At 70.6% G+C, this 20,001-nt stretch carries 21 protein-coding genes; 4 read left to right on the top strand and 17 right to left on the bottom strand.

Annotation, left to right across the window (positions count from 1 at the left end; all coding sequences use genetic code 11):
• Both rimI and tsaB read right to left on the bottom strand, forming a co-directional pair.
• Positions 1-453, bottom strand: coding sequence for a ribosomal protein S18-alanine N-acetyltransferase (gene rimI / locus ACWDO5_RS12910; protein WP_450530336.1), 453 nt, complete (start codon positions 451-453; stop codon positions 1-3).
• A 41-nt stretch (positions 454-494) separates the two neighbouring features.
• Positions 495-1,148 (bottom strand): tRNA (adenosine(37)-N6)-threonylcarbamoyltransferase complex dimerization subunit type 1 TsaB, encoded by a 654-nt coding sequence (gene tsaB, locus ACWDO5_RS12905; RefSeq protein ID WP_450530328.1) that lies wholly within the window; start codon positions 1,146-1,148, stop codon positions 495-497.
• A gap of 101 nt (positions 1,149-1,249) precedes the next feature.
• On the opposite strand from tsaB, the gene ACWDO5_RS12900 reads away from it, so the two are divergent.
• Complete coding sequence (locus ACWDO5_RS12900; protein ID WP_450530327.1) at positions 1,250-1,810, top strand: L,D-transpeptidase; 561 nt, start codon at positions 1,250-1,252, stop codon at positions 1,808-1,810.
• A 31-nt stretch (positions 1,811-1,841) separates the two neighbouring features.
• Here the strand turns inward: ACWDO5_RS12900 and ACWDO5_RS12895 are convergent, their stop codons facing one another.
• From ACWDO5_RS12895 to ACWDO5_RS12860, 8 genes are all read right to left on the bottom strand, one after another.
• Complete coding sequence (locus ACWDO5_RS12895; RefSeq protein ID WP_450530326.1) at positions 1,842-2,024, bottom strand: hypothetical protein; 183 nt, start codon at positions 2,022-2,024, stop codon at positions 1,842-1,844.
• Between the two features lie 154 nt (positions 2,025-2,178).
• On the bottom strand, positions 2,179-2,727 hold the full coding sequence (tsaE, locus tag ACWDO5_RS12890) for a tRNA (adenosine(37)-N6)-threonylcarbamoyltransferase complex ATPase subunit type 1 TsaE (RefSeq protein WP_450530325.1): 549 nt from the start codon (positions 2,725-2,727) through the stop codon (positions 2,179-2,181).
• Positions 2,699-3,925: an alpha/beta fold hydrolase gene (locus ACWDO5_RS12885; RefSeq protein ID WP_450530324.1), complete on the bottom strand. Its 1,227-nt coding sequence runs from the start codon at positions 3,923-3,925 to the stop codon at positions 2,699-2,701. Before ACWDO5_RS12885 ends, tsaE begins: the two co-directional genes overlap by 29 nt.
• 10 nt (positions 3,926-3,935) lie before the next feature.
• The gene (gene alr / locus ACWDO5_RS12880; protein ID WP_450530323.1) at positions 3,936-5,087 is read right to left on the bottom strand and encodes an alanine racemase; all 1,152 of its coding nucleotides are present in this window, start codon (positions 5,085-5,087) and stop codon (positions 3,936-3,938) included.
• A gap of 216 nt (positions 5,088-5,303) precedes the next feature.
• Positions 5,304-6,758, bottom strand: coding sequence for an NAD(P)H-hydrate dehydratase (locus tag ACWDO5_RS12875; RefSeq protein ID WP_450530322.1), 1,455 nt, complete (start codon positions 6,756-6,758; stop codon positions 5,304-5,306).
• 4 nt (positions 6,759-6,762) lie between these two features.
• On the bottom strand, positions 6,763-7,131 hold the full coding sequence (locus ACWDO5_RS12870) for a holo-ACP synthase (protein ID WP_450530321.1): 369 nt from the start codon (positions 7,129-7,131) through the stop codon (positions 6,763-6,765).
• Positions 7,128-8,975, bottom strand: coding sequence for a glutamine--fructose-6-phosphate transaminase (isomerizing) (gene glmS / locus ACWDO5_RS12865; protein ID WP_450530320.1), 1,848 nt, complete (start codon positions 8,973-8,975; stop codon positions 7,128-7,130). Before glmS ends, ACWDO5_RS12870 begins: the two co-directional genes overlap by 4 nt.
• A gap of 61 nt (positions 8,976-9,036) precedes the next feature.
• Positions 9,037-9,219 carry a hypothetical protein gene (locus tag ACWDO5_RS12860; RefSeq protein WP_450530319.1) on the bottom strand — a complete coding sequence of 61 codons (183 nt, stop codon included), beginning with the start codon at positions 9,217-9,219 and terminating at the stop codon, positions 9,037-9,039.
• Between the two features lie 288 nt (positions 9,220-9,507).
• Between ACWDO5_RS12860 and coaA the strand changes: the two genes are divergently transcribed.
• Together coaA and ACWDO5_RS12850 are read left to right on the top strand one after the other, a co-directional pair.
• The gene (gene coaA, locus ACWDO5_RS12855; RefSeq protein WP_450530318.1) at positions 9,508-10,503 is read left to right on the top strand and encodes a type I pantothenate kinase; all 996 of its coding nucleotides are present in this window, start codon (positions 9,508-9,510) and stop codon (positions 10,501-10,503) included.
• 47 nt (positions 10,504-10,550) lie between these two features.
• Positions 10,551-11,498 carry a DUF389 domain-containing protein gene (locus ACWDO5_RS12850; protein ID WP_450530317.1) on the top strand — a complete coding sequence of 316 codons (948 nt, stop codon included), beginning with the start codon at positions 10,551-10,553 and terminating at the stop codon, positions 11,496-11,498.
• 70 nt (positions 11,499-11,568) lie between these two features.
• Here ACWDO5_RS12850 and glmM read toward each other — a convergent pair whose 3' ends face one another.
• The 4 genes from glmM to ACWDO5_RS12830 all read right to left on the bottom strand — a co-directional run bounded on the left by glmM (position 11,569) and on the right by ACWDO5_RS12830 (position 16,315).
• Positions 11,569-12,927, bottom strand: a complete 1,359-nt coding sequence (gene glmM, locus ACWDO5_RS12845) for a phosphoglucosamine mutase (protein WP_450530316.1) — start codon at positions 12,925-12,927, stop codon at positions 11,569-11,571.
• Positions 12,928-13,072: 145 nt separating this feature from the next.
• Positions 13,073-13,600 carry a 30S ribosomal protein S9 gene (gene rpsI, locus ACWDO5_RS12840; RefSeq protein ID WP_450530315.1) on the bottom strand — a complete coding sequence of 176 codons (528 nt, stop codon included), beginning with the start codon at positions 13,598-13,600 and terminating at the stop codon, positions 13,073-13,075.
• 44 nt (positions 13,601-13,644) lie between these two features.
• Entirely contained in the window at positions 13,645-14,088 is a 444-nt protein-coding gene (gene rplM / locus ACWDO5_RS12835; RefSeq protein WP_266381617.1) for a 50S ribosomal protein L13, read from the bottom strand.
• A gap of 607 nt (positions 14,089-14,695) precedes the next feature.
• Positions 14,696-16,315: an ABC-F family ATP-binding cassette domain-containing protein gene (locus tag ACWDO5_RS12830; RefSeq protein ID WP_450530314.1), complete on the bottom strand. Its 1,620-nt coding sequence runs from the start codon at positions 16,313-16,315 to the stop codon at positions 14,696-14,698.
• A 55-nt stretch (positions 16,316-16,370) separates the two neighbouring features.
• Between ACWDO5_RS12830 and ACWDO5_RS12825 the strand changes: the two genes are divergently transcribed.
• Positions 16,371-17,315, top strand: coding sequence for a hypothetical protein (locus ACWDO5_RS12825; protein ID WP_450530313.1), 945 nt, complete (start codon positions 16,371-16,373; stop codon positions 17,313-17,315).
• Here ACWDO5_RS12825 and truA read toward each other — a convergent pair.
• The 3 genes from truA to ACWDO5_RS12810 form a co-directional block, all read right to left on the bottom strand.
• A complete protein-coding gene (truA, locus tag ACWDO5_RS12820) occupies positions 17,283-18,155 on the bottom strand; it encodes a tRNA pseudouridine(38-40) synthase TruA (RefSeq protein ID WP_450530312.1) in 873 nt (290 codons plus the stop codon). The genes ACWDO5_RS12825 and truA overlap by 33 nt on opposite strands.
• A gap of 75 nt (positions 18,156-18,230) precedes the next feature.
• Positions 18,231-18,731, bottom strand: a complete 501-nt coding sequence (gene rplQ, locus ACWDO5_RS12815; protein WP_450530311.1) for a 50S ribosomal protein L17 — start codon at positions 18,729-18,731, stop codon at positions 18,231-18,233.
• Between the two features lie 135 nt (positions 18,732-18,866).
• Positions 18,867-19,889 (bottom strand): DNA-directed RNA polymerase subunit alpha, encoded by a 1,023-nt coding sequence (locus ACWDO5_RS12810; RefSeq protein WP_003956430.1) that lies wholly within the window; start codon positions 19,887-19,889, stop codon positions 18,867-18,869.
• Between the last annotated feature and the right edge of the window lie 112 nt (positions 19,890-20,001).

The following is a 20,001-nucleotide window of genomic DNA, read 5'->3' as shown; positions in this document are numbered from 1 at the left end:
TTAAGTCTCTGTTCCTTGTACGTGGAGCCGCATGACGAGGGCGTCGACATTGCCCGGCTGGTAGTAGCCGCGGCGGAATCCGATGGGCTCGAAGCCGAAGCGCTCGTACAGCTTCTGGGCCCTGGTGTTGTCCACGCGCACTTCGAGGAGCACCTCGTCGCACTCGAAGGCGGTGGCGTGCTGCAGCAGGTCGGTCAGGAGCCGGGAGCCGAGTCCCGTGCCCCACTGGTCGCGGGCGACGGCGATCGTCTGTACGTCTGCGAGGCCGCCGGCCGCCGCGAGGCCCGCGTACCCGACGATCTTCCCGTCCGCCTCGGCCACCACATAGCGGCGGGTGGCGCGCGGGCCACGCGCATGGGCGAGCTCGGACCAGAACATCCCGGCCGACCAGGCGTCCTCCGGGAACAGCGCGTGCTCGAGCGCGAGCACATGCTCCAGGTCCCACCAGCGCATCTCACGCAGCACAGCCGTGGGTCGGTCGGTCGTTCGTTCGGTCACTTCGGCGTGACCACCTTGTAGTTCTTCGGCACCTGGGCGTCCGGCCGGCGCAGATACAGCGGCAGCGGCGGCAAGAAGTCATCCCCGGCCGCCAGCCTCTCGGCGGCCAGCGCGGCCAGCGCCCCGGCCGAGACGTGCTCGGGCCCGCGGGCGTCCGGGAACGTCTCGGGGTAGAGCAGCGCACCGGCGCCGACCGCGGGCAGACCCGCGACCTGCTCGGCGATGTCGGCGGGCCGGTCCACGGCGGGCTCGCTCACGCGGCCGCGGGCGGATTCGTACCGCGCCCAGTACACCTCTTTGCGGCGCGCGTCCGTCGCCACCACGAACGGCTCTTCCAGACCGGAGGCGTACGCCAGCCCGTCCAGCGTGCACAGCCCGTACACCGGAACGCCCAGCGCCGAGCCGAAGGTCGAGGCCGTGACCAGTCCGACGCGCAGCCCGGTGTACGGACCGGGGCCGACCCCGGCCACCACGGCGGTGACGGCGTCGAGCTTCACCCCGGCCTCGGCCAGGACCCGGTCGACGGCGGGCAGCAGCAGTTCCCCGTGCCGGCGGGCGTCGACGCGACTGGACTCGGCGACGACGGAATTGCCGTCGTGGAGGGCGGCGGTGACGGCGGGCGTGGCGGTATCAACGGCGAGCAAGAGCACGCAAACAGCCTACGGCTCCTGCACCCGGGCACGGTGCCGCGACCAAGGGTGCGGCTGCTGCTACCGTCACCCGGGATACGTACTTTCGAAAGGTGGGCACGGTGGCACGCAGCAGCTCGGGACTCGTGGCCGGGCTCACGGCGGCCGCTCTGGCCGCCGTCGGTTTCCTCGCCTTCCAGGCGTCGGCGAGCGCCCCGGACCAGCTCGGCAAGCCCAAGACCCCCAGTGCGGTCCCGTCCGCGCACGCCTCCGGCGGCCCAAAGAACAAGTCCAAGAACCCGCTGGCGCTGCCCGCGAAGTCGGGCACCGGCGTACGCGTGGTGTACTCGCTGTCCGAGCGGCGCGTGTGGCTGGTGGGCGAGAAGGGGAAGCTTACGCGGACCTTCGAGGTCATGCCGTCGACAGTCAGCCCACCGCCCGGTGTGTACGCGGTGACCTCGCGGTCCGGCACCGTCCCCGGGTCGGACGGAGTGCCGATCGAGCATGTGGTGCGGTTCGCGAGCGTCAACGATGTGGCCATCGGCTTCAGCGCGGCGGTGAACGGGGCGATGGCGAGCCCGAACCCGGAGAAGAAGACCGGCGGCGTACGGATGAAGCGGGCGGACGGCGACGCGATGTGGGAGTTCGCGTCGATCGGCTCGAAGGTCGTCGTCGTCCCGTAGCCGGTAGCCGGCAGCGCTTAGCTCGTACGGACTACGCGGCGTCGCGCCGAGTTTCACGCTCCTCGGGGAGCCGTTCCTCACGGGGCGGAGTGGAGACCGCGCTGGCCGCCGCGCACGACGCCAGAAGATCGCGCATCGACAGGGCCGACGGCGTCAGCGCCTGCGGCCGCTCCGGATGCTGCCGTGACTGGGATTCGCGCTCGGATGCCGACATGGACGCCTCCTGGGGCTCCGGGGGCAGTCGTGGTTAGGCAGACCTAACCTGCTCGATACCATGTGACCATGCCCGGCACATCCCGCGCAACATTTTGCCGACGTCTTGTCGGAACGTACACACCCACGACATGCACACGCCGGTGGAGTACGGCTCAGGCCCCCACGGCCGTCAGGTCGACCGTTGCCCAGCGCGCGCCGAAGCCCGTCAGGGTGACCTCGCGGCGGTCGTCGTCCGTGTCGCCGACCTTCCGGTGGATCAGCACATGCAGCCGGTCGTCCGAGAGGTCCTCGACCCTGCCGACGCCCCACTCCACGACCACCACCGATTCCGGCAGCGAGACGTCGAGATCGAGGTCCTCCATCTCGTCGAGGCCGCCGCCCAGCCGGTAGGCGTCCACGTGCACGAGGGCAGGGCCGCCGGTCAGCGAGGGGTGGACGCGGGCGATGACGAAGGTCGGGGATGTGACGGCGCCACGGACGCCGAGGCCCTCGCCCAGCCCACGGGTCAGCGTCGTCTTGCCCGCGCCGAGCTCGCCGGTGAGCATCACCAGGTCGCCGGGGCGCAGCAGCTTCGCGAGCCGGCGACCCAACTCCTGCATCTGCTCGGGGGACTCGACGGGGAGACGGGCGACGCTGGTGGAGTGGTTGGCGCTGGTGGAAAGGGTGGCGCTCTCAGCCGCCGGGCTGTGCGGTGCTTCCATACGGGCCAACGTTAGCCGGTGCCGGGACCGCGCCGACCCGGGCGAGCAGGTCGGCCAGCCGGTCCGTGACGACCTCCGGGTGCTCCAGCATCACCAGATGCCCGCCGTCCGGCACGATCACCAGCTCCGAGTCCGGCAGCAGGTCCGCGATTGCCTCGCTGTGCGTGCTCGGGGTCACCAGATCCTTGTCCCCGGCCAGAACGAGCACCGGCACTTCGAGGAAGATGTCGAGCGCCTCGGCCTTGTCGTGCTCCACGAACGCCGGGTAGAACTCCGCGACCACATCGATCGGCGTGCCCTCGATCATCCGCTCCGCGAACCGGGCCACCGCCGGGTCCACATCCTTGGACGAGAACGAGTACCGCTTGATGAGGCCTGCGAAGAGGTCGGCGGTGGCGCGGCGGCCCCGCTCGACCAGTTCGGCCTGCGAGCCGAGCGCCTTGAGCACGCCCGGGAGCACCCGGCGCACCACGTTCACGCCTGCGACCGGCAGGCCGTAGTTGACCTCGCCGAGCTTGCCGGCCGAGGTGCCGACGAAGACGACTCCGGAGACCCGCTCCCGTACCAGCTCGGGGAAGCACTCGGCGAGCGCCATCACCGTCATCCCGCCCATGGAGTGCCCGACCAGCACCAGCGGGCCCTCGGGCGCGGCCGCGTCGATGACCGCCTTGAGGTCGCGGCCCAGCTGGTCGATGGTGACCGGCACGCCGTCCGGGCCGGACTGGGCCGCTCCCCTGGCCGACCGGCCGTGGCTGCGCTGGTCCCAGTACACGGTGCGCACCAGGCCGCGCAGGGCCGCGCGCTGGAAGTGCCAGGAGTCCTGGCTCAGGCAGTAGCCATGGCTGAAGACGACAGTGACCGGGGCGGGCGCCTTGCGGCCGAAGAGCCGGCGGCGGCGCGGTGCGTCCGCTTCCGGGTCCACGTCGTCGGCCTCGTAGTAGAGCTCGGTGCCGTCGTCGGCGATCGCCTTGCCCGGCAGGCCGCGCAGAGAGCCGTACGGGCCCGACGCGTCCAGCGCGAGCCGCGCCTTCTTGCGCATGCCGCGGCCGACCGTGAGGCGTTCGAGCGCGACGCCCGCGGCCGCGCCGGTGGCGATCACGCCTATCGCGGCGCCTGCGATGCCCGCCCGGCGCCAGTTGCCCGTCGTGGCAGCCGTCGCCGCGGCGGCCACAACGGGCCCCGTGCTGGTCTCGCTCACCGTGCCGCTCCTACTCTTCGGGGTCCTGGTTCAGGAAGACGCGCGGAACTCTCGCTCCGATGCGGGTGACGATCTCGTACGCGATGGTGTCCGCCGCCTGCGCCCAGTCCTCCGCGCTCGGCTCGCCCCGGTCGCCCGGTCCGAACAACAGCGCTTCGGCACCTTCCTGGATCTTCTGCCCGCCAAGATCGACTACGAACTGGTCCATGGCGACCCGGCCGGCCACTCGTCGCCACTCCCCACCGACCAGGACCGGCCCGCGGCCGGAGGCATGGCGCGGGATGCCGTCCGCGTAGCCGAGGGGGATGAGGCCGAGCGTCGTCTCGTCCGCCGTGACGTAGTGATGTCCGTAGCTGACGCCGTGGCCCGCCGGGACCTGCTTGACCAGCGCCACGGAGGCGGCGAGCGTCATCACGGGCCGCAGCCCCAAGTCCGCCGACGTGCCGAGCTCGCGGCTGGGCGAGACGCCGTACATCGCGATGCCCGTCCGTACGAGATCGAAGTGCGTCTGAGGGAGGGTCAGCGTCGCCGGGGAGTTGGCGATGTGCCGGACCTCGGGCTCGATGCCCGCCTTCTCGGCGTACGCCACCATCTGGCGGAACACGTCCAGCTGGGCGGCGATGGAGGGGTGCCCGGGCTGGTCGGCACAGGCGAAGTGCGACCAGAGCCCGGTGACCTCGACGGTGCCCTCGGCCTCGGCGGCGAGTGCGGCGGATACGAGCTCGGGCCAGTCGGCGGGCTGGCAGCCGTTGCGCCCGAGCCCGGTGTCGGCCTTGAGCTGAATCCGCGCCGGTCGCCCGGCCTCACGGGCGGCGGCGGTGACCTCCGTGAGGGCCCACAGGCCGCTCACGGACATGTCCAGATCGGCCTCGATGCCCTCGCGCCAGGGCCCGCCGGGCGTCCACAGCCAGCACATGATCCTGCTCTGGATGCCTGCCGCGCGCAGGGCGAGAGCCTCGTGCGGCGTGGCGGTCCCGAGCCAGGTCGCCCCGGCCGCGAGCGCGGCCTTGGCGCAGGGCACCATGCCGTGTCCGTACGCGTCCGACTTCACCACGGCCATGAGGGCAGCACGGGGCGCGCGGGCACGCAGCGCACGCACATTGGCGCGCAGGGCCGCGAGGTCGATCTCGGCGCGGGCGCGGAGGGGCAGCGTCTGGCTCATCGCGCCCAGTGTCTCAGAGGGGTACGACAGCGGTCGTACAACCGGTGCGGGGTTGAACAAGTATGCGCGTGTGCGGTTGATCACGGTTTCGGGGAACGGGGGCTGTTCCGGCGAGGTCGCGGCTCGCCGGGCCCGTCACTTCTGCTCGTCATTCCTGCAGGTCAGTACCGCACGTCATTGCTGCAGGTCGCTACTGAAGGTCACTCATGCAGGTCACTACTGCACGTCGCTGCTGCACTCCTGCACGTCGCGCCACGCCGACCGCAGCGCCCCCGCCACCTCGTACGCCGTGATCGGCGCGCCCTCCGTGATCGCGTGGCGGGCCGCCAGGCCGTGCAGGTACGCCGCCGCCGAGCCCGCGTCCCGCGCGTCGAGGCCCGCCGAAAGCAGCGCGCCGGCCAGGCCTGACAGGACGTCGCCGCTGCCGGCCGTCGCCAGCCAGGGCGTGCCCATGGGGTTCACCCTGACCGGGCAACGGCCGCCGTCCGGCTCGGCGACCAGTGTCGTCGAGCCCTTGAGCAGCACCGTCGCTCCGTAGCGCGAGGCAAGTTCCCGCACGGACGCGAGCCGCGCGGACTCCACCTCCTCGCGCGGTACGCCCAGCAGCGCGGCCGCCTCCCCCGCGTGCGGGGTCAACAGCGTGGGCGCGCCGCGGTCCCGCAGCACCGACGCGTCGAGCGGCCGCAGGCCGTCCGCGTCGACCAGGACCGGCACGTCGGAGCCCAGTACGTCCTGTACGACATCCAGTCCGTCGCCGAGCCCCGGGCCGACGACCCACGCCTGCACCCGGCCCGCCTTCGACGGGGGTCCGCTGTGGACCAGGGCCTCCGGGAACCGGGCGATCACGGCCTCGGTCGCGGGCCCGACGTACCGCACCGCCCCCGCGCCGCCGCGCAGCGCGCCCGCGACCGCGAGCACCGCCGCGCCCGGGTAGCGCGCGGACCCGGCGACGACGCCCACAACGCCCCGCCGGTACTTGTCGCTCTCCACTGCCGGCACCGGCAACAGCCGTGCCACATCCGCGTGTTGGAGCGCCTCAAGGTCAGGCACGGACGGCAGGTGCGCCTCCAGACCGATGCCGACGAGCCGCACCGTCCCCGCGTACTCCTTGGCCGGGTCGATCAGCAGCCCCGGCTTGTACGTACCGAAGGTCACCGTCGCATCCGCGCGCAGCGCCTCGCCCCGCACCTCCCCGGTGTCCGCCTCCACGCCACTCGGCAGATCCACCGCGACGACGACCGCGCTGGACCCGCGCGCGGCCCGCGCCACCGGCAACGCGTCAGGACGCAGCCCGCCGTGCCCGCCGATCCCGGTGATGCCGTCCAGTACCAGGTCCGCGGCGGCCAGCACCTCGAAGGGGTCGTCCGCGACCCGCCCGCCCGCGCCGAGCAGGGCCGCGAGGCCGCCCTCATGGATGCGCGCCCCCAGCGGCACCGCCGACACCCCAGCTCCCCGCCGCGCCAGCCGCGCCCCCGCGTACAGCGCGTCGCCGCCGTTGTCCCCACTACCGACGAGCAGCACCACCCGCGCGCCGTACACCCGGCCCAGCAGATCCGCACAGGCCGCGGCGAGCCCGGCAGCGGCCCGGTCCATGAGCGCGCCCTGCGGCAGGCGCGCCATCAGTTCGGCCTCGGCGGCCCGTACGGTCTCCACGCTGTAAGCGGTACGCATACGGTCAACCCTCCGCGATCACCACGGCCGACGCCACCCCCGCGTCGTGACTGAGCGACACATGCCAGGACCGCACGCCGAGCTCGGCCGCCCGCGCCGCCACCGTCCCGCGCACCCGCAGCCGCGGCTGCCCGCTGTCCTCGACGTACACCTCAGCGTCCGTCCAGTGCAGCCCGGCCGGCGCGCCGAGCGCCTTGGCGACCGCCTCCTTCGCGGCGAACCGCGCCGCCAAGGAGGCGTATCCCCGCTGCTCACCGCTGGGCAGCAGCAACTCCCGCTCCAGGAACAGCCGTCCGGCCATGCCCGGCGTACGCCGCATCGTCGCGGCGAACCGGTCGATCTCCGCGACGTCGATCCCCACCCCGATGATCATTCGACGGTGACAGACTTCGCGAGGTTCCTCGGCTGGTCGACCTCGTTGCCGCGCGCCGTCGCCAGCTCGCACGCGAAGACCTGCAACGGCACGGTCGACACGAGCGGTTGCAGCAGCGTCGGCGTGGCCGGGATCCGGATCAGGTGATCCGCGTACGGCACGACCGTCTCGTCCCCCTCCTCCGCGATCACGATCGTCCGCGCCCCGCGCGCCCTGATCTCCTGGATATTGGAGACGATCTTGTCGTGCAGCACCGAACGCCCACGCGGCGACGGCACCACAACCACCACCGGCAGATCCTCCTCGATCAGCGCGATCGGCCCGTGCTTGAGCTCGCCCGCCGCGAAGCCCTCCGCGTGCATGTACGCCAGCTCCTTGAGCTTCAGCGCGCCCTCCAGTGCCACCGGATAGCCCACATGCCGCCCCAGGAACAGCACCGTGTTCTTGTCTGCGAGCGAGCGCGCCAGCTCCCGTACCGGCTCCATCGTCTCCAGGACCCGCTCGACCGCCCCCGAGATCTGCGCCAAGTCCCGGATGACGGCCTGGACCTCGTCGCCCCATTTGGTGCCGCGCACCTGCCCCAGATACAGCGCCACCAGATAACACGCCACCAGCTGCGTCAAAAACGCCTTGGTCGACGCGACCGCGACCTCGGGACCCGCGTGCGTGTACAGCACGGCGTCGGACTCGCGCGGAATCGTCGAGCCGTTCGTGTTGCAGATGGCCAGCACCTTCGCGCCCTGCTCACGCGCGTGCCGCAGCGCCATCAGGGTGTCCATGGTCTCGCCGGACTGGGAGATCGCGATCACCAGCGTCCGCTGGTCCAGGATGGGGTCCCGGTAGCGGAACTCGCTCGCCAGCTCCACCTCGCACGGGATGCGGGTCCAGTGCTCGATGGCGTACTTGGCGATCAGCCCGGCGTGGAAGGCGGTGCCGCATGCCACGATGACGACCTTGTCGGCCTCCCGCAGCACGGACACCGGGATCCGGATCTCGTCGAGCGTCAGCGACCCGCCGGCGTCGATCCGCCCCAGCAAGGTATCGGCGACAGCCTTGGGCTGCTCGGCGATCTCCTTGAGCATGAAGTAGTCATAGCCCCCCTTTTCGGCCGCGGAAGCGTCCCAGTCCACGTGGTACGTCCGCACCTGAGCGGGCGCACCGTCGAAGTCGGTGACCATCACGCCGTCCCGGCGGAGCTCCACCACCTGGTCCTGCCCCAGCTCGATCGCGGACCGCGTGTGGGCGATGAACGCGGCCACGTCCGACGCGAGGAAGGACTCACCTTCCCCAACGCCCACCACCAGTGGGGAGTTCCGCCGCGCGCCGACCACCACATCCGGCTCGTCCGCGTGCACGGCGACCAGCGTGAAGGCGCCCTGGAGCTGCCGGCACACCTGCCGCATCGACTCGGCCGGATCCCCGCACGAGGAGAACGACTCCGCGAGCAGATGCGCCACGACCTCGGTGTCGGTCTCCGACGCCAGCTCGTGCCCGCGTGTCTCCAACTCGGCCCGCAGCGCCGCGAAGTTCTCGATGATCCCGTTGTGTACGACGGCGACGCGCCCCGCGTTGTCCAGATGGGGATGGGCGTTGGCGTCGGTCGGCCCGCCGTGCGTGGCCCACCGGGTGTGCCCGATGCCGGTGGTCCCGGTCGGCAGCGGCCGGTCCACCAGCTCCTTCTCCAGGTTGAGGAGCTTGCCCGCCTTCTTCGCCGCGGCCAGCCCGCCGTCGGCGAGTACCGCCACGCCGGCCGAGTCGTAGCCCCGGTACTCGAGCCGCTTGAGGCCCGCGACGACCACATCAAGCGCCGACTGTCCGCCGACGTAACCCACGATTCCGCACATGGCCGCAGCCTACGACCCCCCGCCCGTCACGTCCCGGGCAGACAGGCGCGCACGGGCCCTGTCAGGCGTTAACCCGGTACGCCCGCATCGCCAGCGGGTAGAACACCGCGGCTGTCCCGGCGGCCCGCAGCAGCGACCAGAGCACCGGCTCGGCCACCTCGCCGCCCAGCAGCAGACCTCGGAACGCGTCCGACAGATGAGTGACCGGATTGACGTCGCCCCATGCTTGGAGCCAGCCCGGCAACGTCTCGACGCGGACAGCACCGCCAGCGGCCGCACCTGGCCCGATTTGGTCAGCGGGGCGGTGATCGTCGTCGCTGTCCTGCGGAGCTCACCGCCTTCTCCAGCTCGCTCTCGTCCGGCTCGGCGTCGGCGGCGTCGTCGGGTCGCTCGGGCTCCCGCCCGGTCTCCGGTCAGGGCCAGAAACACCTCGTCCAGCGAGGAGCGCCGCAGCGCCGGCCCACCCACCGCGATTCCCCCGCGTGACCGATCCCACCCGCCACGGCGTCCTTGAAGCCGCGACAATGATCGTGTGATCTCTTCGCCGCCACGAAGCGCCCAACGCCGGGCCGAGCACGCGTCGACGCCGTATGTCGACCTGACCCGCGCGGAGTGGAGCGCTCTGCGCGACAGAACTCCGCTCCCCCTCACCGCCGAGGAGGTCGAGCGGTTGCGCGGTCTCGGCGATGTCATCGACCTGGACGAGGTACGGGACGTCTACCTCCCGCTGTCCCGACTGCTCAATCTGTACGTACAGGCCTCCGCCGGTCTGCGCGGAGCGCTCAACACGTTCCTGGGCGACGCCGGCAACGGCCACGGCGAGCAGCGCGGCACCCCCTTCGTCATAGGAGTCGCCGGCTCCGTCGCGGTCGGCAAGTCCACCGTCGCCCGTCTGCTCCAGGCTCTGCTGGCCCGCTGGCCCGAGCACCCGCGGGTCGAGCGCGTCACCACCGACGGCTTTCTGCTCCCCATGAGGGAGCTCCAGGACCGCGGACTGATGTCGCGCAAGGGTTTCCCCGAGTCGTACGACCGGCGCGCCCTGACCCGTTTCGTCGCCGACATCAAGGCGGGCAAGGACGAGGTCACCGCCCCGGTCTACTCCCACCTGATCTACGACATCGTGCCGGGCGAGCGCCTCACCGTCCGCCGCCCCGACATCCTGATCGTCGAGGGCATCAACGTCCTGCAGCCGGCCCTGCCCGGGAAGGACGGCCGTACGCGAGTCGGCCTCGCCGACTACTTCGACTTCAGTGTGTACGTCGACGCCCGTCCCGAGGACATCGAGACCTGGTACCTCAACCGCTTCCGCAAGCTGCGCGAGACGGCGTTCCAGAACCCCTCCTCGTACTTCCGGAAGTACACCCAGGTCTCCGAGGAGGAGGCACTGGACTACGCCCGTACGATGTGGCGCACCATCAACAAGCCCAATCTGCTGGAGAACGTGGCTCCGACGCGCGGCCGTGCCACGCTGGTGCTGCGCAAGGGCCCGGACCACAAGGTCCAGCGCCTGTCACTGCGCAAGCTCTGACGCGTACTCCGACGCAACTGCGACGCCAACTCCGAGGAGCCGCCTGCGTGCTGCACCTTCGCCTGATCACCCCGGCCGACCGCACCGCCGAAGTGGTCCGGCTGATCGAGAGGACCGTCGGCACGGCGCACCTCGCGGTCATCCCCGGCGCCGCCCGCAATCCCCCGGGCGACCTTGTGATGTGCGATGTCGCGCGCGAGGCGGGCGACGAACTGATCGGTGGTCTGCGGGCGCTCGGCATCGACGAGTCCGGCTCGATCGCCGTCGAGAACATCGACCTGTCGCTGTCCAGCCGTGCCGACGAGGCGGAGGAAGAGGCTCCGGGCGAGGGCGCGGACGCGGTGCTGTGGGAGCACCTGACGGACGCGACGCACGAGGAGTCGACGCTCTCGGTCACGTACATCGCGTTCCTGGCGCTGGCGACGATGATCGCGGCGTGCGGCGTGGTGCTCGACAACGCGATCCTGATCGTGGGCGCGATGGCGGTGGGCCCGGAGTTCGGCCCGCTGGCGGGCTTCTGCACGGCGCTGGTGCAGCGCGCCCCGCGCCTCGCGTGGCGCTCGTTCCTGGCGCTGATCGTGGGCTTCGCCGCGGCGATGCTCGTCACGGTGGTCTTCAGCTACTTCATGGACTGGGTGAACCTCTTCGAGGCGGCGAAGCTCTCAGCAGAACGCCCCAACACCAACTTCATCTACCGCCCGGACTGGTTCTCGTTCGTGGTCGCGGTCCTGGCGGGTGCTGCCGGCACGCTTTCCCTGACCTCGGCGAAGGCGGGTGCGCTGGTGGGTGTGGCGATCTCGGTCACCACCGTCCCGGCGGCGGCGAACGCGGCGGTGGCTTTCAGCTATCAGGAGTACAAGCAGGCGTGGGGCTCGACGGAGCAACTGCTGCTCAATCTGCTGGGCATTGTGCTGGCGGGCACGCTGACGCTGCTCGCCCAGAAGTACTTCTGGGCGTTGCAGCGGAAGCGTACGGCGGCCAAGTCGCTGCTCTGACAGGCGATATACGCGATACGCCGCCCGGCCCCGTCAGGGGTCGGGCGGCGTATCGCGTTGCCTGATCGGGTCAGCCGAGCGCGGACTTCACCGCATCGGCCAGCCGCCCGGCCACCGAGCGGGCCTGCTCGATGTCGGCGGCCTCCACCATCACCCGTACGAGCGGCTCCGTACCCGACGGACGCAGCAGTACGCGGCCGGTGGCGCCCAGCTCGCGCTCCGCCTCGGCGACGGCGCCCGTCAGCTCCGCGGAGGTGTTGACCCGCGACTTGTCCACGTCCGGCACATTGATGAGCACCTGTGGCAGCCGGTCCATGACCCCCGCGAGATCGGCCAGCGAGCGGCCCGTCGCTGCGACGCGCGCCGCCAGCATCAGGCCGGTGAGCGTGCCGTCTCCGGTCGTGGCGTGATCGAGCACGATGACATGCCCGGACTGCTCGCCGCCGAGCGCGTAGCCCTCGGCCTTCATCGACTCCAGGACGTACCGGTCGCCGACCGCGGTCTGCACCAACTGCAGACCCTCACGTTCCATCGCCAGCTTGAAACCGAGGTTGGACATGACGGTGGCGACGACGGTGTCCTTGCGCAGCGTCCCGGCCTCGCGCATAGCGAGGGCGAGCACAGCCAGGATCTGGTCTCCGTCGACTTCCTCCCCCGCGCCGTCGACGGCCAGGCAGCGGTCCGCGTCGCCGTCGTGCGCGATGCCGAAGTCCGCGCCGTGCTCGACGACTGCGGCCTTCAGCAGGTCCAAGTGGGTGGACCCGCAGCCGTCGTTGATGTTGAGCCCGTCCGGGTGGGCGCCGATGGTGACGACCTCGGCCCCGGCCCGCACGAAGGCCTCGGGCGAGACACGGGAGGCCGCGCCGTGCGCCTCGTCGAGGACGACCTTCAGCCCGTCGAGCCGGTTCGGCAGTACGGCGATGAGGTGCGCGACGTACTTGTCGAAGCCCTCGTCGTAGTCCGTCACTCGTCCGACGCCGGCGCCGGTCGGCCGCTCCCACGGCTCACCGGTCCGGTGCTGCTCGTACACCGTCTCGATACGGTCCTCGAGCTCGTCGGCGAGCTTGTGCCCGCCGCGCGCGAAGAACTTGATGCCGTTGTCCGGCATGGCGTTGTGGCTCGCGGAAAGCATCACGCCGAGGTCGGCGCCCAGCGCACCGGTGAGGTACGCCACCGCGGGGGTGGGCAGCACACCGACGCGCAGGACGTCCACGCCCGCGCTTGCGAGGCCTGCCACGACGGCGGCCTCCAGAAACTCTCCCGACGCACGCGGATCGCGTCCGACCACGGCGGTCGGCCGATGTCCCTCAAAGGTCCCAGCCTCGGCGAGCACATGCGCCGCAGCGACCGACAGGCCGAGCGCGAGCTCCGCCGTCAGATCCGCATTGGCGACACCGCGCACGCCGTCCGTGCCGAAGAGTCGTCCCACAGCTGTCCTCCGAAAATGCTCCGAAAATGCAAGCCTCTGAGCGCCATAGCCCGTTATTACGCCCGAGGTTGTCGATAAACGAACGCCCCGGCAGCACGGAGAGTGCCGCCGGGGCGAACGAAAGCCGTACAGGCCAGCGTGCGATTTAGCGCTTGCTGTACTGCGGGGCCTTGCGGGCCTTCTTGAGACCGGCCTTCTTACGCTCGACCGCACGGTCGTCGCGGGAGAGGAAGCCGGCCTTCTTCAGCGTGGCGCGGTTGTTGTCCACGTCCGCCTCGTTCAGGGCGCGGGCCACGCCGAGGCGCAGGGCGCCGGCCTGGCCGGAGACGCCGCCACCCGAGATACGGGCGATGACGTCGTAGCGGTTGTCGAGCTCGAGCACCTTGAAGGGCTCGTTGACTTCCTGCTGGTGCACCTTGTTGGGGAAGTACTCCTCAAGGGTGCGACCGTTGATCTTCCACTTGCCGGTGCCCGGAACGATCCGGACGCGGGCGATGGCGTTCTTGCGACGGCCCAGGCCGGCAGCCGGCTGGGGGTCGCCGAAGCGGGACGCCAGCGACTCGCTGGTGTACTCGCCCTCGACGGGAACCTCCGACTCGAAGGTGGTCACCTCGGCGAAGGTCTCTTCAGCCTCGGTGCCCTCGACGGGGGTCTCTGCAGTGGTCTCGGCCACGATTCTCCTCAGATCTTTCTGTACGTCTTAGGGGGTGGCCGGAACTACTGCGCGACCTGGGTGATCTCGAACGGGACCGGCTGCTGGGCAGCGTGCGGGTGGTTCTCGCCCGCGTAGATCTTCAGCTTCGAGAGCATCTGACGACCCAGGGTGTTCTTGGGGATCATGCCCTTGATGGCCTTCTCCACAGCCTTCTCCGGGCTCTTGGCAAGCAGCTCGTCGTAGCGGACGGAGCGCAGACCACCCGGGTACCCGGAGTGGCGGTACGCCATCTTCTGGGTCTTCTTGTTGCCGGAGAGGTGAACCTTCTCGGCGTTGATGATGATGACGAAGTCGCCCATGTCCATGTGGGGGGCGTAAATCGGCTTGTGCTTGCCCCGGAGGAGGTTCGCTGCCGTAGTCGCCAGACGGCCCAGGACAATGTCCTGCGCGTCGATGATGTGCCACTGGCGCGTGACATCGCCGGGCTTGGGGCTGTACGTACGCACGGTCGTAGCCTTCGCTTCTTCAGTGATGGGGCCTCCCCAAGCCCCAGGGCTTAGGGGAAGGGTCCTGACAGGGCCACCCGGACGATCACGACAGCCATGGCGGCACCTCGGGGACGCAACCCGTGTGCCTGCCGCTGGTCATCGGCCCGGTGGACCGGCGTAAGGGCCCCTCACGTGAGATAGAGCAAGCCAATACGCATAACGAACCAGAAGAATACCCGCGCTCCCCCGGGCGGGTCAAAACCGGTGACGTGTACCGGTCAGGGCGCGTCCGGCGTCCCGGGTCACCGACCGGTGCGCACCCGCGGCCGGCGGGGCCTTGCGGGGCGGGGTGCCGGCGTCCCGGCCGGCCCGGGACGCCGTGGGCCGGGCGGCCGGGATGCGACGCGAAGCCCCCGATCCCCGCCCGGCGACGCTGCCGCCCGCGACCCCCCTGACCCCCCTGCGCGGAGCTTCCGCACCCCCCGGGGGGTCAGGGGGCGCGCCCCCGGTGCCCCTCTCACCCACGGGGTCCGGGCGGAGCCCCGGTTGTGGAAACGGGCGGGGAGGGGAAGAGCCCGCCGCAGGCGCCCCCGCACCCCGGACCGCCGACCGCCGACCGCCGAGGTCATCGCACCCGATCCACCCTCCGCTCGTCCCACACCGGCTCCCCAGTCTCCCGCACCACCCCGTCCGACCCGAACACCAGATACCGGTCGAATGCCCGCGCGAACCACCGGTCGTGCGTCACCGCCAGCACCGTCCCCTCGTACGCCTCAAGCCCCTCCTGCAGCGCCTGAGCCGACTCCAGGTCCAGGTTGTCCGTCGGCTCGTCCAGCAGCAGCGCCGTAGTCCCCTCCAGTTCCAGCAGCAGGATCTGGAAGCGCGCCTGCTGCCCGCCCGACAGCTTCTCGAAGGGCTGGTCCCCCTGGCGCTCCAGCTCGTACCGGCGCAGCACGCTCATCGCACCGCCCCGGTCCTTCGCATGCTCCGTCCACAGGATGTCGACCAGCGTCCGCCCCAGCAGTTCCGGATGCGCATGCGTCTGCGCGAAGTGCCCGGGCACCACCCGCGCCCCCAGCTTCCACTCCCCCGTGTGGGAGACCGCATCCCCCGCCAGCAGCCGCAGGAAGTGCGACTTCCCCGACCCGTTCGAGCCGAGCACAGCGACCCGCTCCCCGTAGAAGACCTCCAGGTCGAACGGTTTCATCAGGCCGGTCAGCTCAAGACCGGCACACGTCAGCGCCCGTACCCCGGTCCGCCCGCCCCGCAGCCGCATCCGGATCTCCTGCTCGCGCGGCGGCTCCGGCGGCGGCCCCGCCTCCTCGAACTTCTTGAAGCGCGTCTGCATCGCCCGGTACCGCGACGCCATGTCCGGGCTGATCGCCGCCTGGTTCCGCAGCCTCAGCACCAGCGCCTTCAGCCGCGCATGCTCCTCGTCCCAGCGCCGCTTCAGCTCCTCGAAGCGCGCGAAACGCTCCTTGCGCGCCTCGTGATACGTACCGAACCCGCCGCCGTGCACCCACACGTCCGACCCCGCCGGACTCGGCTCCACGCTCACGATCCGCTCCGCCGCCCGCGACAGCAGCTCCCGGTCGTGGGAGACGAAGAGGACCGTCTTACGGGTCTCCTTCAGCCGCTCCTCCAGCCACCGCTTGCCCGGCACGTCCAGATAGTTGTCCGGCTCGTCCAGCAGCAGCACCTCGTCAGGCCCCCGCAGCAGCGCCTCCAGCACCAGTCGCTTCTGCTCGCCCCCGCTCAGCGTCTTCAGCTCGCGCCACTGCGCCTTCTCGTACGGGACACCCAGCGCCGCCATCGTGCACATGTCCCAGACGGTCTCGGCCTCGTACCCCCGTGCCTCTGCCCAGTCGCTCAGCGCCTGCGCGTACCGCATCTGCGCGGCCTCGTCGTCGACCGTCATGATCCCGTGCTCCGCGGCGTCCACCGCCGCGGCCGCTTCCCTGATCCGCGGCTGCGCCACCGACACCAGCAGATCCCGTACGGTCCGCTCGTCCCGTACCGACCCGACGAACTGCCGCATCACGCCGAGCCCGCCGCTGACCGACACCGTCCCGCCGTGCGGCTGCAGCTCTCCCGCCATCAGCCGCAGCAGCGTCGTCTTGCCGGCGCCGTTGGCCCCGACCAGGGCGACCACCGCGCCCTCCCCCACCCGGAACGAGGCGTCGCCGAGAAGCACCCGTCCGTCCGGTAGGTAGTACTCCAGATGCGCCGCCTCGAGATGTCCCATGCGCCGATTCTCGCCGCCGATGTCCCCCTGGCCCAACCGGTTTAGGATGCGCGGCATGACCTTTGGGCAGGGGGGACCTCCGTGGAGTCCCGGTGGACAGAATCAGAACCCGTACGGGGGACAAGACCCTTACAACTCCGGGCCGGCCGCACCCGACCCGTTCGGCCTGCGTGCGAGCGCGCAGGCGGACACACCGGACTGGGCCGCGCTGGCCGACGCATCCGCCGCCCGCACCCGCCGCAAGCGGTGGCTGCTGGTCGGCGGCGGCGCACTCGCAACCGCCCTGATCGCCGGCGTCGTGGCGACCGCGATCGTCTCCTCCAACAGTGGTGAGGGCAACCAGGCCGCGGACAAGAACGCGAGCGAGCTGCCCGCACCCCCCGACCTGCCCAGCGACACCACCCGGCCCGAACCGTCCTTCTCCTCGGTCGCGCCGCTGCCGCCGCCGAACCCGAAGGACTTCATCTCCGACGAGAAGAAGGACACGGCGCCGCTGAGCGCGGAGATCCTCTTCCCGGGCAAGAAGCTGACAATGGGCGACCGGGTCTACGCCAAGGGCGCCACCGCCCGTACCGGCACCTGCCCCTCCGCGACCCAGGGCGCGCTCGGCTCGGTCCTCGAGAAGAACGGCTGCGACCAGGTCTTCCGCGCCACGTACAGCAAGGACGGCATCGCCGTCACTGTCGGCGTAGCGGTCTTCGGCACCGAGGCTGAGGCCAAGAAGGCCGCCCAGCAGGCGCAGGGCAATGTCGCCCCGCTCCCCGGCGCAGGCGTCGGTGCCTTCTGCAAGGGTGGCCCTGTCTGCCGGTTCACCGCCAACTTCTACGGCCGGTACGCCTACTTCACCGCCACCGGCTACACCCAGGCCAAGTCCGTCACCAAGGGCGACACCAAGGCCTTCCAGACGGGCGACGACCTCGCGGAGTTCACGTTCCGTCAGATCGTGCGCCGCGGCGAGGCCCAGGCCTCAGCAGCAGCCACCGCTCCCGCCGGACAGTGACCCCGGCAGTGACCGCTTGTTGCGGGCCTCCCGGTTCCGGGCGGCCAGCAGCTCGTCGGCGGGGTAACCGACTTCCTCCAGCGTGAGGCCGTGCGGCCGCACCACGTGGACGGCCGAGTCCCGCACCCCCGCGGCCAGCACCTTCGCCGGCCACTCCACCGGCCGGTGCCCGTCCCCCACGAACAGCAGCGCGCCGACCAGCGAGCGCACCATGTTGTGGCAGAAGGCATCAGCTTTCACGGTCGCGGTGACAATCCCCGCCTCGTCCCGCTCCCACGCGAGCCGCTGCAGTGCACGAATGGTGGTGGCGCCCTCGCGCTTCTTGCAGTACGCCGCGAAGTCGTGCTCCCCGACCAGCCCGGCCGCGGCCGCGTTCATGGCCTCGACGTCCAACGGCCAGTCGTGCCACAGCACATGACCGCGCAGCAGCGGGTCGACGCCCCCAGGGTTGTCGGTCACCCGGTACGCGTACCGCCGCCAGATCGCCGAGAAACGCGCGTTGAACCCGACGGGGGCCTCCTCGACCTTCCAGACGCGCACATCGTGCGAGAGCCGCCCCGCCATCCGCCGCAGCAGCTTGTCCCGGTGCTCGGCCCAGACGCTCTCGGGCAGATCGACGTGCGCGACCTGCCCGCGCGCGTGCACTCCGGCATCGGTGCGCCCGGCGACGGTCAGTTCGTACGTCTGCGAGGACCGCGTCACCGTACGCAGCGCGTCCTCGATCTCCCCCTGGACGGTCCGCCGCCCACCGGCCTGCTTGGCCCACCCGGAGAAGTCCTTGCCGTCGTACGACAGATCCAGCCGTACCCGGACGTACCCCGGCTCCACCTCATCGCTCACGCGACAGATCCTCTCAAAGCGGACGGGCCCGCACCCCCGAAGGGATACGGGCCCGTCGTCAAGCCTTCGATACGCTCAGGCGTCCTTGGACTCGGCCGCCTCAGCGGCGTCGCCCTCGGGCTTGGCGTCCTCGACGACCTCGTCCTTCTTGAGGGCGTCTTCCTTGACCGCGCGCTTGGCAGCGGCCTCGGCCTCGGCAACGGTCGCCTTCTTCGCGATCTCACCCTCGACCAGCTCGATCACAGCCATCGGGGCGTTGTCGCCACGACGGTTGCCGATCTTGGTGATACGGGTGTAGCCGCCCGGGCGCTCGGCGTAACGCGGAGCGATCTCGGTGAAGAGCGTGTGGACGACGCCCTTGTCCGTGATCGACTGCAGCACCAGGCGACGGTTGTGGATGTCGCCCTTCTTCGCCTTGGTGATCAGGCGCTCGGCGACCGGACGCAGGCGGCGGGCCTTGGCCTCGGTCGTGGTGATGCGGCCGTGCTCGAACAGCGACTTCGCGAGGTTCGCGAGAAGCAGACGCTCGTGCGCGGCGCTGCCGCCGAAACGGGCCCCCTTGGTGGGACGCGGCATGGTGTTTCTCCTTGTGATCTGCACCGGCCGTATCAGGTACCGGTGTCAGTTACCGGCGGGCGGCCGCCCACCGGAAGTATGAAAATCAAGCCCGTCCGGCGGTTGAGAACAGAGCCTCAACCGCCGGCGCACGGCTCAGTACTGCTCGGTCTCGACGAACCCGGCATCCGCGTCATCGTCCGCGCCGAACGCGTCCGCCGCGGCCGTCGGGTCGAATCCGGGCGGGCTGTCCTTGAGCGCCAGGCCCATGCCGGCCAGCTTCGCCTTGACCTCGTCGATCGACTTCGCACCGAAGTTGCGGATGTCGAGCAGGTCGGCCTCGGAACGCGCCACGAGCTCACCCACGGAGTGGATGCCCTCGCGCTTGAGGCAGTTGTACGAACGAACGGTGAGCTCGAGCTCCTCGATCGGCAGCGCCAGATCGGCGGCGAGCGCGGCGTCCGTCGGGGACGGACCCATGTCGATGCCCTCGGCGTCGATGTTGAGCTCGCGCGCCAGACCGAACAGCTCGACCAGGGTCTTACCGGCCGAAGCCATGGCGTCACGCGGACGCATGGCCTGCTTGGTCTCGACGTCGACGATCAGCTTGTCGAAGTCGGTGCGCTGCTCGACACGGGTCGCCTCGACCTTGTACGTGACCTTGAGCACCGGCGAGTAGATGGAGTCCACCGGGATCCGGCCGATCTCCTGGCCCACCTGCTTGTTCTGCACGGCGGAGACGTAGCCGCGACCGCGCTCGACGGTCAGCTCCATCTCCAGCTTGCCCTTGCCGTTCAGCGTCGCGAGAACGAGGTCCGGGTTGTGGACCTCCACGCCGGCCGGCGGGGCGATGTCAGCAGCGGTGACCAGGCCGGGACCCTGCTTGCGCAGGTACATCACGACCGGCTCGTCGTGCTCCGAGGAGACGACCAGCTGCTTGATGTTCAGGATGAGGTCGGTGACGTCCTCCTTGACGCCCGGCACGGTGGTGAACTCGTGCAGGACACCGTCGATCCGGATGCTGGTGACAGCAGCGCCGGGGATCGAGGAGAGGAGCGTACGGCGAAGGGAGTTGCCGAGGGTGTAGCCGAAGCCCGGCTCCAGCGGCTCGATCACGAACCGGGAGCGGTACTCGTCGACGACCTCTTCGGTCAGCGAGGGACGCTGAGCGATAAGCATGAGAAATGCCTCCAGTCTTGGCACCCACTATTTGATGCCAACGGAACAAGGGTACGGGCGGCACGCCCCGGAAGGAACGTACCGCCCGAAACCACAGATGCGTGACGCACCT

Source organism: Streptomyces sp. NPDC000880 (genome assembly GCF_053599675.1).
Note: the sequence above shows the minus strand (reverse complement) of the source record. Positions and strands in the feature narration are given on the sequence as shown.